This window comes from Kosakonia sp. AG348 (assembly GCF_003337365.1).
Lineage (GTDB): Bacteria > Pseudomonadota > Gammaproteobacteria > Enterobacterales > Enterobacteriaceae > Kosakonia.
Map to the genome: position 1 here is coordinate 454854 of NZ_QPJR01000001.1, position 13506 is coordinate 468359.

A 13506-nucleotide genomic window follows, 5' to 3' on the forward strand; every position below is an offset into this window, starting at 1 on the left:
TGACGATGGTCGGGTAAATAAGTGAGGCTGAAGAATCTGTTTTTTAACGACCGGAAAGCTCTATGTATTTTTATGAACCTGCAAAAGGTCATGGTCTACCCCATGATCCCCTGAATGCCATTATTGGCCCGCGCCCCATCGGCTGGATCGCCTCGCTGGATGGGCAAGGCCGACGGAATCTCGCCCCATATAGTTTTTTTAACTGCTTTAATTATCGCCCGCCGATTATCGGCTTCGCCAGCAGCGGCTGGAAAGACAGCGTACGTAATATTACGGAAAGCAAAGAGTTCGTCTGGAATCTGACAACACGCGCGCTGGCCGTACCCATGAATGAAACGTCCGCTTCGTTACCACACGGCGAAGATGAGTTTGCCCGTGCGGGCCTGACGCCCGCTGCCAGCCGGGTCATCAAAACGCCACGCGTGGCGGAAAGCCCGGTCAACTTCGAATGCCGCCTCTCGCAGTGTATTCAACTGACCACCGCAGACGGGACGCCGGTTGATAGCTGGCTGGTGCTCGGTGAAGTGGTTGCCGTGCATATTGATGAGACGTTGCTGGAAAACGGCATCTACCAGACGGCAAAAGCAGAGCCGGTGCTGCGTGCGGGTGGCCCTTCAGCCTACTACGGCATTAGCGAAGCGCAGCGTTTCGATTTGACGCGCCCGGATAACCGCTAGCCTCTTCGCCGGGCAACGATTTTACCGTTCGCCCGGCCCGACATCAGCGCCGCCGGGCAGTTTGCTATAATTATGGTTTTAGCCCGGGAGAACACATTATGGCTTCAGGTTGGGCAAATGATGGCGCAGTTCAGCAGCAAATCGACAGCACCATTGATGATGCCGTCGCGCGTGCGCGCAGCGGTTTACCATCCGGCGAAAGTTTAAAGGTTTGCGAAGAGTGCGGTGAGCCAATTCCGGAAGCACGGCGTAAAGCGATTCCCGGGGTACGCTTGTGCATCACCTGTCAGCAGGAGAAAGATTTACATAATTCCACATTTTCAGGATATAATCGCAGAGGTTCGAAAGACAGCCAGCTACGTTGACCTTTCCTGACGTGTGTAACCAGCGCAAGCGGTTGCCTTTACATCCATAAAATTCCGCCCTGAACGTAGCAAAATGTGCCGCCAAAATGGATGCCAGTCCGGGCGGCGGAAAAATGCGTTATTTGCATCCTTAAATCGATTTAAATTCAATAAATTAACCTTTATTCAATTTTTTAGAATAAGGCCGTCAATTCTCTTCGGTTTTATCTCCCGCCAAAAACCGTGATACTCATCACATCGACGGAACATTGTCCCCCAAACAGAATAACCTGCGAGAGATTAACTATGAAAACCATTAAATATGCTGTTGCTGCTATCGCGCTGTCTACCCTCTCTTTCGGTGCTTTCGCGGCACAATCAGTCACCACTGCTCAGGCAGAGAACCTGAATAAAATCGGTGTTGTTTCCGCTGAAGGCGCGACCACGCTGGACGGCCTGGAAGCCAAACTGGCCGAGAAAGCACAAGCCGCTGGCGCCACGGGCTACAGCATCACGTCCGCGACAGGCAATAACAAACTGAGCGGCACCGCGGTTATCTACAAATAACCGAAAACCGTGTTTTACCCCCGGCACATTAACCCTCTGCCTGGGTGCTCCACCCTCATTAACCCTGTTGTTACCCTGTTTTGCCCGTCCAGAAATGTGACGGGCTTTTTTTATCAGAAGTTTTGCGCAACCCGCGCCAGCCCCTCTTCCAGCGTCGCCACTTCACCCGTCGCCACCAGGCAGCAGGCAAGCTGAATTTTGAGCGACTCCGGCACCGCTTCACTTCCCGCAAGGCAGCGCTCTGTCCAGCGCGCAGTGCTTTCCGCATCTTTCGCAGCACCGTCACTTACCGGCGCTACCGCATCGTCACGGGCATAAAGCACGCGTTCGCCCTGCGCATCAATCAGGTTGATTTGCGGACACCGTTGCGGGTTGGCATAAACTTCCCCTTCCGTGCCATGCATCAACAGACCGCGACCACCAATATCAGCAAAGAATTTCCCCACCCGCGTGATGTATTCCGGGTGCGAAACGCTGGATAAACGCAGCGCGGCGTCTTTTTCAAACGGCGTAGCCAGCTTCGCCAGCGTGTGCGCGCTGTTACGCACACCCATCCGCCAGCGCATCGCCAGCTGTTTTTCCAGCGGCGGGCAGAGTGCGCTCACTGGAATATAGACCGGGTGATGCCCCTCCAGCTTCGCCTGCGCCTGGCCGGCATGCAGCGTGGCATCGATCCCCAGCAGTTTGAAAATGCTCTCCGTCACCACGCGCGTCGGATCTTCAGTAACGCCATGAACCACCACCGGAAAACCGAGTTTGTTGAGCAAAATTGCCAGCAGCGGCGTCAGGTTCGCCTGCTTGCGCGCGCCGTTATAGCTGGGGATCACAATCGGCATCGGCTTTGCGACCGGCGGCGTCAGTTTCAGGGTGTGCTGCTGCATCGCCTCGTAAAAGCCGAGCATTTCCGCTTCCCCTTCCCCTTTAATACGCAGGGCTATCAAAATGCCGCCCATCTCCAGATCCGGCACTTCACCCTTCAGCATCTGCGAGTACAGACCACGAGCGGTATCGAAATCCAGATCGCGGGCGTGGTTTTTCCCACGACCAATTTCTTTAATGATTTTGCGGTAATCCATAGCGACTCCTTGCGGGCTCACATCGTTAACGGCGTTTGCGACGCTTCTGTTCTGCTTTTTTCACAGGTTTCTTCACTATAACGTCCGGCATTGCCGGTTGTGAAATAGGAAACACAGGTAGCGCGTCGAGCAGCCGTTTACCGTAGTTTTTAGTCAGCAACCGTTTATCGTAAATCACCACTTCGCCACGACAACTGTGGCTGCGAATAAGCCGCCCCACTTGCTGAATAAGGTTAAACGATGCGCTGGGCAGGCTCTGTACTTCAAAAGGATAGCGATTCAGGCTTTTCAGCCACTCGCCTTCGGTGATCACCACCGGGCTGTCGATAGGTGGGAAAGCGATTTTATGGATGTGGACCTGCGTCAGGTAATCGCCTTTGAGATCCAGCCCTTCAGCGAATGACTGCAAGCCCACCAGCACACTGCGCTCGCCATTATCGATACGTTTACGGTGCAGTTCCACCAGCCGATAGCGCGGCTGATCGCCCTGCACCAGCAGCAATAAACGCAAGTCCGCGACATAGGTTAAAAACAGCTGCATCGCGCGCTGGCTGGCGAACAGCACCAGCATCCCGGGATGCGCTTTACTCTCAACCTGCTCGCGAAACCAGGTCGCCATTTCCGCAATATGCTGCTCTTCGTTTTCCATCAGTGGCTCGTAGCGCATCTGCGGAATAACAATTTTTCCCTGCTCAACATGGTTGAACGGCGAATCAAGCGTGACAAAGCGATCCCCGGCTTTCTCTTTTAAACCACTCATCTCCTGCAGACGATTAAAACTGTTCAGCGAACGTAACGTCGCCGAGGTCACCACAATGTGCGGTACGCTGCGCCAGAGCAGCTTTTCTAACTGATCGCTTACGCGAATCCCCACGCAATGGAACAGCAGATGCAACTGCCCGTCACGCGCCTCGCGGGTAACCCATTTGGTCACCGGCGCACCGGACGCCTGCGCCATTGAGGCCAGCCGCCAAAGTTTGCTCTGACTTTCGAACATACCCAGCGCGCGGTTCATCTGCAAAATAACCCGGTGCAAACGCACAATGTCGTGGCTGCCCGTCTTCTCGCTTAAATCATTCAGAAACAGCTCTGCCAGCCCGCGCAGCATCTCCGTCAGTTTTGCCAGCCGCTGGCAAATCTCCATCACTTCATCGGGCAATTCCCCCATCGCAAAGCGATATTCCGCCTCCTGGCCCGCCGGAAGATAAAGGTTAAGAATGTTGTTAAGCGACGCGATGAGCGCGTAAAGCTCCTCGCAATGGGCGTTGAGCCGCTCCGGTGTCGCCAGCGGCGGCAGCGTTTTCGGGCGAAACTGCTCAAGGCAGGCCGCCACCAGTTTGGTGAACAGATCGAGCTGAAGCTGATACCAGGGGGCGGTGATTTCCGCCGTCATCTCCAGCGCGTCGCGCGCTACGTCCGGCAAATGGTGGCCTTCATCGAGCACCAGCAACAGGTTTTTTGGCTCCGGTAGCACCGCTTCGCTCTCCATCGCCGCCATCACCAGCGCGTGGTTGGCGACCACCACTTCCGCTTCCTGGATTTCGCGGCGTGCGACAAAAAAGGGGCATTCGCGGTAGTAGTGGCAATTACGGTTCAGGCAGCTGGCTTTATCGGTGCTGAGCCGTCGCCACAAATCATCGCTAATCGCCTTGTCAGTGTGATCGCGCAGGCCATCCCACTTGTAGCTGTCGAGATCCGCTTTCAGCGCCGCGCAACGTTTCTGCTCTTCCTGGTTACCCGGCGTCAGTTCATCGTCCAGAAACGCCAGCAGATCCTGCTGGTTCGGCTCGCTGCTTGCCAGCGCCGCCAGGTTGCGCGGACAAACATAGCGCCCACGGCCAAACGCGGCGGTAAAGCGTAAATCCGGGATGATTTTGCGCAGTAGCGGCAAATCTTTACTGAAGATCTGATCCTGCAACGCCACGTTCGCGGTGCTGACCACCAGCGTTTTTTGCTCTTCACGCGCGATGGCGATGCCCGGAATTAAGTAAGAGAGCGTTTTCCCCACGCCGGTTGGCGCTTCAATCGCCAGATGACGCCCTTCATCCCCCGCCAGCGTTTTCGCCACGTCAGCAATCATCTGCCGCTGCGGCGCGCGGGGAATAAAGTCCGGGATCTGTTGTTGCAACGCCTTATACCAGGCGGCGATCTGCGCTTTTAGCGCGGCGGTAAGGGCCATGAGGAAACCTGAAACACTGTATAAACAGCCACTATTGTGGCATTTTTAGCGCCCGTAGGGTAACCCTTTTTGCCATGCCGGAAGCGCGCCCGCATATCCTGTGCGTCATCATTCTGATACAGGATATTTTTCACAACGCCGATCACAAATTGGCAGATCCAATCACCATTGCCGTTGAGGTCGCGTTGATCATTTATTCAGGCAATGCTAGTTTTTACCTGCATTACGCTTGTTACCGAATATCGGGCAAAACCTAAATGCAGAGAATGAGGGCGACATCCGCTCGCTGCTGTATTTACGTTTTGCCCGTTTTTGTTTGCAGGAGTTGGCGATGCTGGTCAAACAAATATTAAATAATAACGTTGTCAGCGCCATTGATGAGCATGGCCTTGAGGTTATTCTGACCGGGCGCGGCTTAGGGTTTAATACCCAAAGCGGTGCCCGCGTCGATGCGCAAGCCATCGAAAAAATATTCCATTTGCAGGACTCACAAGTCTCCGCACGTTTTAAAGATCTGGTCAGCGAAGTGCCGGTGGAAATAGTGCAACTCACCGCCGATATTGTTGCGCTGGCACGATCTGCGCTTGCGCATAAATTAAGTGAAGGCCTGTACGTTACGCTGGCCGATCACCTGCACTTTGCGCTACAACGCACAGAAAAAAATGAAGTTTTGCCTAATCCGTTAGAGTGGGAAGTGCGCCATTTTTATACTGAAGAGTATGCCATTGGCCGCCAGGCGCTTGGCATGATTGTCGCGCGTACCGGCACACTATTACCCGACAGTGAAGCCTGTAGTATTGCGCTGCATATTGTGAATGCCGGGCTGAACGATACGATGGGTAAAACCACAAAAATTACACGGCTTATTTATCAGTTACAGAATATCGTTAAATACTTTTTCACCCTGCCGCTCGACGAGCACAGTCTGAATTATCAGCGTTTCATTACCCATTTAAAATTTTTCGCCCAACGGGTGATTGATGGTGTGGTGTTAAATAATGACGACGAAGAGTTATTCGCTATGGTGCAGCGTCGTTATCAAACCACCCTGAAATGCGTTGACGCGATTAACGAATTTGTCGGCAAAAATTATCACCACACGATGAGCAATTCGGAAAAACTTTACCTGACCGTGCATATCGAAAATGTGGTACAGCGGACAGAGTCGTAAGGTAACAACGTCGCGCCTGCGACCCGAAGTATGACGTGTATGAATTCTTTCCAGGCTTGTTACTGTTAAATCAGGCAAACCCCAGAAGAACAAAGCGCCGGTGGGTAACCGGTAATTGTTATGGCACCTGCCACGCAGGTGTCAGTCTGGAGGAATGACCATGAACTATCAGGATACCGCGCAGCAGATAATCAACAGGATCGGCGGCAAGGGCAATATTCTGTCACTGTTTCACTGCATCACCCGTTTGCGTTTCTTACTGAAAGATAACGACAAAGCCGATCGCGCCGCGCTGGAAGCGCTGGATGGTGTGATTGGCGTAAACATTTCCGGCGATCAATATCAACTCATCATCGGCAACGATGTCGCACCGCTGTGCGATGCCTTGCTGGCGAAATTACCGGGGGTTTCCGCCACCAGCGCAGCACAATCCGGAAAACGCCGCAACCCAGTGTCGGTGGTGCTGGAGGGGTTATCCAGTATCTTTTCACCGATCATTCCTGCAATTGCCGGGGCCGGTATTCTGAAAGGTGTGCTGGCATTGATGGTGGCAATGCACTGGCTGGAAACCAGTAATCAGACATACCAAATCCTGCTCGCCATCAGCGATGGCGTGTTCTACTTCATGCCGCTGGCGCTGGCCTTCAGCGCGGCGAGTAAATTTGGCGCGAATCCTTACGTGGCGGTTGCGCTGGCTGCCGCCCTCTTCCACCCGGCGATTCAGACACTGTTTAAATCTGGCGCGCCAGTCCATTTTATGAGCCTGCCGGTGCCGACGGTGAATTACGCCTCAACGGTGATCCCAATTCTGCTCGCCGTCTGGCTGCTTAGCCGGGTGGAAAAGCTGATAGATCGCATCATGCCCGGCGTGCTGAAAACCATGTTCGTGCCGTTGCTCAGCCTGGTTATCGTCACACCCATCACCTTGATTGCCATCGGCCCGTTGGGGATTTTCGCCGGGAACGTACTCTCCAGCGGCATTATCTGGCTGGTGGAAAACGCCGGGATCGTGGCGGGCGTGGTGGTTGGCGGCACGCTGTCGATGATCATCATCACCGGTATGCACTACGTGCTGGTGCCTATCATGATCAACAACATCAGCACCATGGGCTTCGATCCGTTCAAAATTCTTTTTTATGTCGCCAACCTCGGCCAGGCGGGCGCGGCATTTGGCGTGTTCCTGCGCGCCCGCGACAAGAAATTGAAATCACTGGCGTTAAGTACCAGTTTCAGCGCCGTGATGGGCATTACCGAACCGGCGATGTACGGCATCAACATTCGCTACAAACGCCCGTTTGCCGCAGCGCTTATTGGCGGTGCCTGCGGCGGCGGTTTTGCAATGGCGATGGGCGTCAAAACCTACGCCTTCGCGCTGAGCGGTTTGCCCGGCCTGCCGGCGCTGGTTGGCCCGACGTTTATGTGGGCACTGGTCAGCATCGCTATCTCTTTTGTCTGCGCGGCAGTTGTCACCGTGGTGCTTGGTTTTGAAGAAACCGTGGTGGCAGGCGTTAGTCCGATGCCGGTTGCGCGCAGCGAAGAGAGGCTCTTCGCGCCGGTCAGCGGCGAGTTAAAACCGCTTAATAGCTTAAGCGACCCGGTGTTTGCTGATGAAATTTTCGGTAAAGGGATCGCCATCTATCCCACCAGCGGCGAGCTGCGTTCTCCGGTCAACGGCACGGTGGAATCCCTGTTTGAAACCCATCACGCGCTGGCGCTGCAAAGCGATACCGGGGCGGAGATCCTGATCCATATCGGCATCGATACGGTGAAACTCGGCGGCAAACACTTCACCAGCCATATAGCTGCCGGGCAAAACGTGGAGGTCGGTGATTTGCTGGTGAGCTTCGATCTGGCGGCATTGCAGGCCGCAGGCATCGATCCCAGCGTGATTGTGGTGGTCACTAACAGCGAACAATACGGCGATATCAGCCCGGTAAAAGCCAATGGCGATGTCGCCAGCCGGGACGCATTTCTCACACTGACCGCAAACGCGGCGTAAGGAGCAGAGGCATGGCATTTTCGAAAGCATTTCCGGAAGGGTTTTTATGGGGTGGCGCAACCGCTGCTAACCAACTGGAAGGCGCGTGGAATGTAGGCGGCAAAGGGCTTTCCGTGTCGGATGTTTACACTTTTGATAGCAACACGCCGCGTGAGCGCTGGCTCGATCAGTGGCTGGGCATGACCCACGCGCAGATACGGGAAGCGCAGGATCCGCACAGCAAAAAATATTATCCGAAGCGCAAGGGCAACGACTTTTACCACCGTTTTAAAGAGGATATCGCGCTGTTCGCCGGCATGGGTTTTAAATGCTTCCGCATGTCGATTGCCTGGACGCGCATTTTCCCGCGCGGCGATGAAACCACGCCCAACGAAGCGGGGCTGAAATTTTACGATGAAGTGTTCGACACGCTGCTGGCGCACGGCATCGAGCCGATTGTTTCGCTCTCGCACTATGAAATGCCGCTGGCGCTGGTGACCGATTACGGCGGCTGGCCGAACCGCCAGCTGGTAGATTTCTATGTGCGTTTCGCCACCACGGTATTCACCCGCTATCGCAAGAAAGTGAAGTACTGGATGACCTTTAACGAGATCAACTGCGTGAAGCATCACCCGTATGTCAGCGTGGGGGTGATCGAAGAGGACAACCCGCATCTGGAGCAGGATAAATACCAGGGTGCGCATCACCAGTTTGTCGCCAGTGCCCTTGCGACCAAAGCCTGCCACAACATAATTCCCGGCTCGCAGGTCGGCTGCATGATCAGCTACCAGATGCTCTACCCGCACACCTGCCATCCGGATGATTTGCAGGCGTGTGAAGAGATGCAGCGCGTGTCGCTGTTCTTTAGCGATGTGCAGGCGCACGGTTATTACCCTGCCTACACCGACCGCATGCTGGCCGAAAAAGGCGTGACGCTGCAAAAAGTGGACGGCGATGATGAGATCCTGCGCCAGCACCCGGTCGATTTCGTCTCCTTTAGTTATTACATGTCGAGCACCGTCAGTGCGCACCCGGAAACGCTGGAAGGCACAGAAGGCAACCTGGTCACCGGCGGCATCCGCAACCCCTATCTGCCCACCAGTCAGTGGGGCTGGCAAATCGATCCGAAAGGGCTGCGCCTGGCACTCAATCAGCTCTATGACCGTTACCAGAAGCCGCTGTTCATTGCCGAAAACGGCCTTGGCGCGGTGGACGCCATTAACCCGGATGGTTCCATCGATGACGATTATCGCATCGATTATCTGCGCCAGCACGTTGAGCAGATGAAAGAGGCCATCGCCGATGGCGTGGATCTGTTCGGTTATACCTGGTGGGGCCCCATTGATGTGGTCAGCGCGGGCACGGCGCAAATCTCCAAACGCTACGGCTTTATCTATGTCGACCAGGACGATATGGGCAACGGCACGCAGGCGCGTTCGCTGAAGAAAAGCTACCACTGGTATAAAAAACTGATCGCCTCGAACGGCGAAGACTTAGCCGATTAAGGAGTAGATATGTCTGTTTTTCCAAAAGATTTCTTATGGGGCGGCGCGATTGCCGCCAACCAGGCGGAAGGGGCGTGGAATGAAGACGGCAAAGGGCCGTCCATCGCCGATGTGGTACGCGGCGGTATCGCCTCCGGCAAACACGATGCGGTGATTGACCCCAACCTTTACTATGCCAGCCACGACGCGGTGGACTTTTACCACCGCTACAAAGAGGACGTGGCGCTGTTCGCCGAAATGGGTTTTACGTGCTTTCGCACCTCGATTGCCTGGTCGCGCATTTTCCCGCGCGGCGATGAAACCACACCCAACGAAGCCGGTTTAGCATTTTATGATTCGCTGTTCGATGAGCTGCGAAAGTATGGCATTGAGCCGGTTATCACCCTCTCGCACTACGAAACGCCGCTGGCGCTGTATCAGGAGTATGGCGGCTGGAAAAACCGCCAGTTGATTGGCTTTTTTAGCCGCTACTGCGAAACGGTATTTCGCCGCTACAAAGGCAAGGTCAAATACTGGATGACCTTCAACGAGCTGAACAACATGAACCGCATGCCGTTCGCCACCGGCGCGGTGGATGCCGATGCCGGTGCGCAGGCGATCTGGCAGGCCAATCATCACCAGTTTGTCGCTAACGCGCTGGCCAACAAGTTGTGCCACGAGATCATCCCTGAGGCGAAAATCGGCTGCATGTTGTCGCTGAGCACCGTCTACCCGGCAACCAGCAACCCGCAAGACATCTTCTCGACCATGCAGTTACGCCGCCGTTCGCTGTTCTTCTCGGATGTGATGATGCTCGGGCAATACCCGGCGTATGCGCCGCGTCTGTTCCGCGAACTGGGCGTCAAGCTGGAGATAGCCGATGGCGACCTGCAACTGCTGGCAGAGTACCCTTCAGACTACCTCGGCTTTAGCTACTACCGCAGCGTGCTGCACCAGGCAGGCGGCCAGTTCCGCATTGATACCGGCGGCACGGCCGGGCTGGACAACCCGTATCTGGAGAAAACTGAATGGGGCTGGCCGATTGACCCGCAAGGTTTTCGCATCGTTTGTAACGAGCTGGCGGATCGCTACCGTAAGCCACTGTTCGTTGTTGAAAACGGTTATGGCGGCGTGGATGAACCCGACGCCAGCGGGCAAATTAACGATGACGCCCGCATCGATTATGGCCGTCGCCATATCCAGGCCATGGCGGAAGCGATTGACGATGGCTGCGACATTATGGGCTACACGTGGTGGGGGCCAATCGACATTGTCAGCGCCGGGACGGGTGAGATGAAAAAACGCTACGGCTTTATCTATGTCGACAAGGACAACGACGGCCGCGGTACGCTCACGCGCAGTAAGAAGAAGAGTTTTGCCTGGTATCAACAGGTTATCGCCAGCAATGGCGAAGTGCTGTAAGGTTAAAACCGGGAAGCGCTGCGGCGCTTCTCTTATTTTGGCCTGTTGACGATAAAGGTTCACACATGAGTACATGGCATCTGGTTGACCCCGAGCTTCGCCCCGCCCTGCAATCCTGGACACCTTCCACACTGAACGCCGACGCCCTTCCCGCCATACGCGAGCCGCGCCAGCAAGCCGCGCTGCAGGCCATGCATCTTGATGATGGGCTTTCACTGGCGATGCACGAACAGCACATTGCGGGTGCCCACGGTGAACCCGCCGTGCGCGTGCGCGTGATCACGCCAACGATACGTCGCACCAACCGGATGGGGATTTTGCATCTGCACGGCGGCGGTCATCTGTTTGGCAGCCCCGAACAATCTTTGTCGCTCACCCGCCCGACAGCCGCGCGCCATGACTGCGTTGTCGTCTCTGTCGATTACCGCTTGTCACCGGAGCACCGCTTTCCCGGTTCGCTTAATGACTGCTATGCCGCGCTGGTGTGGATGGCGGAAAACGCGGCGCAATTAGGCATCGATGCCAACAATATCGGCCTGATGGGCGACAGCGCCGGCGCGGGTGTTGCCGCCGCTCTGGCGCTGCTGGCGCGCGATCGCAAAGGGCCGCAACTGGCGTTTCAGAACCTGATGTTCCCGATGCTCGATGATCGTACGGTGGTGGAGACGGAACGAAACCCGGTGACGGGCGAATTTATCTGGACGCGGGAAAACAATGCGTTTGGCTGGCGTGCGCTGCTGGGGTGTGAACCCGGAAGCGTTGACGTATCGCCGTATGCCGCTCCGGCGCGCGCCGATGATCTGGCAGGGCTACCGCCGACCTGGATAGGCGTTGGCACGCTGGATCTGTTTCTTGATGAAGATATGGCGTATGCGCAGCGGTTAATACGTGCGGGAGTGGAGGTGGAGTTGAATGTCTGGCCGGGGGCATATCACGGTTTTAATTCCGACCCGCAGGCGAGCATCGCACAGCGGGCCAGAGAGACGCGCCAGAACTGGCTGGCGCGTTTTAACAGCTAATTACTCGGCGGCAGAAGGCTTACGCGGGCGACGACGGCGAGACGGGTTGCCCGCCGGCGCCGCACCGCCATCAAGACGGCGTCCACCTGCCGGTTTAGCGGCTCCGCCATCCAGACGACGACCACCGGCCGGCTTCGCGCCGCCTTCAGCACGGCGTCCCCCCTCCTGCTTCGCAGCGCCACCTTCGGCGCGGCGCGGGGAGCGCGGTTTTTGTCCTTCGCCTTCACTGCGGCGCGGCGCAGACTGACCACGGCCACCGCCGCCCTGCCCGCGTCCACTGCCCTGACGACCGCCGCCCTGGCCGCGACCATTCTGAATCGGCTCGGCTTTGATCGACGGATCCGGCTCATAGCCTGCCAGCGCAATGCGCGGGATCTCTTTTTTCAGCAGGCGTTCGATATCGCGCAGCAGTTTATGTTCGTCCACACATACCAGCGACAGCGCTTCGCCGGTCGCCGCTGCCCGGCCGGTACGGCCAATACGGTGCACGTAATCTTCCGGCACGTTCGGCAGTTCGTAGTTCACCACATGCGGCAACTCTTCAATGTCGAGCCCACGCGCCGCGATGTCGGTCGCCACCAGCACACGAATGTCGCCAGATTTGAAATCCGCCAGCGCACGCGTACGCGCCCCCTGGCTCTTATTGCCGTGGATCGCCGCGCTGGTGATGCCGTCTTTATTAAGCTGCTCTGCCAGGTGGTTAGCGCCGTGTTTCGTGCGGGTGAAGACCAGCACCTGCTGCCAGTTGCCCTCGCCAATCATCTGCGACAGCAGTTCCCGTTTGCGTTTTTTATCGACGAAATGCACATGCTGCGTCACCTGCTCAGAAGCGGTGTTGCGGCGCGCCACTTCGATTTCCAGTGGATTACGCAGCAGCTTTTCCGCCAGCTGTTTGATCTCATCAGAGAAGGTCGCGGAGAACAGCAGGTTCTGACGCTTCGGCGGCAGTTTTGCCAGCACGCGGCGAATATCGTGAATAAAGCCCATATCCAGCATGCGGTCGGCTTCGTCGAGCACCAGAATTTCCACGCTATCGAGTTTCAGCGCGTTCTGGTGTTCCAGATCCAGCAGGCGCCCCGGTGTCGCCACCAGGATGTCAACGCCGCCGCGCAGCTTCATCATCTGCGGGTTAATGCTCACGCCGCCGAATACTACCAGCGAGCGGATATTCAGGTATTTGCTGTACTCCTGAACGTTTTCACCCACCTGCGCCGCCAGTTCGCGGGTAGGCGTTAAGATCAGCGCCCGGATCGGGCGACGGCCTTTGGCGTGCGGCTCGTTTTGAATCAGGCGTTGCAACAGCGGCAGCGTAAAACCGGCAGTTTTACCGGTGCCGGTCTGGGCGCTCGCCATCAGATCGCGGCCTTGCAGCACCGCCGGGATAGCCTGCTGCTGAATAGGGGTCGGCTGAAGATAACCCTGCTCGGCAACAGCGCGCAGGATTTCCGGGTTCAGGCCAAGGGCATCAAAAGACATAACAACTCCACACCGCCCCGACCTGTGAACAGGTGTAGTTTTCGAGGAGATAATAATTTGGCTGATGACAAAAACCACAATGTCATGAAGGGGCGGAGTGTATCAGCTTTTGT

General features: G+C 56.2%; 11 protein-coding genes. 8 read left to right on the forward strand and 3 right to left on the reverse strand.

The window, feature by feature from the left end; translation table 11 throughout:
• Positions 1-62: 62 nt before the first annotated feature.
• The 3 genes from DFO56_RS02315 (at position 63) to ybiJ (ending at position 1588) form a co-directional block, all read left to right on the forward strand.
• On the forward strand, positions 63-677 hold the full coding sequence (locus DFO56_RS02315; RefSeq protein ID WP_045506435.1) for a flavin reductase family protein: 615 nt from the start codon (positions 63-65) through the stop codon (positions 675-677).
• Positions 678-775: 98 nt separating this feature from the next.
• Positions 776-1042: a DksA/TraR family C4-type zinc finger protein gene (locus tag DFO56_RS02320; protein ID WP_020457124.1), complete on the forward strand. Its 267-nt coding sequence runs from the start codon at positions 776-778 to the stop codon at positions 1040-1042.
• A 285-nt stretch (positions 1043-1327) separates the two neighbouring features.
• Entirely contained in the window at positions 1328-1588 is a 261-nt protein-coding gene (gene ybiJ / locus DFO56_RS02325) for a DUF1471 family protein YbiJ (RefSeq protein WP_045506432.1), read from the forward strand.
• A 113-nt stretch (positions 1589-1701) separates the two neighbouring features.
• Here the strand turns inward: ybiJ and ybiB are convergent, their stop codons facing one another.
• Together ybiB and dinG are read right to left on the reverse strand one after the other, a co-directional pair.
• Positions 1702-2664, reverse strand: a complete 963-nt coding sequence (ybiB, locus tag DFO56_RS02330) for a DNA-binding protein YbiB (RefSeq protein WP_045506429.1) — start codon at positions 2662-2664, stop codon at positions 1702-1704.
• A 25-nt stretch (positions 2665-2689) separates the two neighbouring features.
• Positions 2690-4843 (reverse strand): ATP-dependent DNA helicase DinG, encoded by a 2154-nt coding sequence (gene dinG / locus DFO56_RS02335; RefSeq protein ID WP_045506426.1) that lies wholly within the window; start codon positions 4841-4843, stop codon positions 2690-2692.
• A gap of 331 nt (positions 4844-5174) precedes the next feature.
• Between dinG and licT the strand changes: the two genes are divergently transcribed.
• The 5 genes from licT to DFO56_RS02365 all read left to right on the forward strand — a co-directional run bounded on the left by licT (position 5175) and on the right by DFO56_RS02365 (position 11917).
• Complete coding sequence (gene licT / locus DFO56_RS02345; RefSeq protein ID WP_020457119.1) at positions 5175-6014, forward strand: BglG family transcription antiterminator LicT; 840 nt, start codon at positions 5175-5177, stop codon at positions 6012-6014.
• 160 nt (positions 6015-6174) lie between these two features.
• Positions 6175-8013 carry a beta-glucoside-specific PTS transporter subunit IIABC gene (locus DFO56_RS02350; RefSeq protein WP_114413823.1) on the forward strand — a complete coding sequence of 613 codons (1839 nt, stop codon included), beginning with the start codon at positions 6175-6177 and terminating at the stop codon, positions 8011-8013.
• Between the two features lie 11 nt (positions 8014-8024).
• A complete protein-coding gene (locus tag DFO56_RS02355; RefSeq protein ID WP_045514066.1) occupies positions 8025-9497 on the forward strand; it encodes a glycoside hydrolase family 1 protein in 1473 nt (490 codons plus the stop codon).
• Positions 9498-9506: 9 nt separating this feature from the next.
• Positions 9507-10898: a glycoside hydrolase family 1 protein gene (locus tag DFO56_RS02360; protein WP_045514063.1), complete on the forward strand. Its 1392-nt coding sequence runs from the start codon at positions 9507-9509 to the stop codon at positions 10896-10898.
• A 65-nt stretch (positions 10899-10963) separates the two neighbouring features.
• Complete coding sequence (locus DFO56_RS02365; protein WP_045514060.1) at positions 10964-11917, forward strand: alpha/beta hydrolase; 954 nt, start codon at positions 10964-10966, stop codon at positions 11915-11917.
• Here DFO56_RS02365 and rhlE read toward each other — a convergent pair whose 3' ends face one another.
• A complete protein-coding gene (gene rhlE / locus DFO56_RS02370) occupies positions 11918-13393 on the reverse strand; it encodes an ATP-dependent RNA helicase RhlE (protein WP_020457114.1) in 1476 nt (491 codons plus the stop codon). It lies immediately after the preceding gene.
• Between the last annotated feature and the right edge of the window lie 113 nt (positions 13394-13506).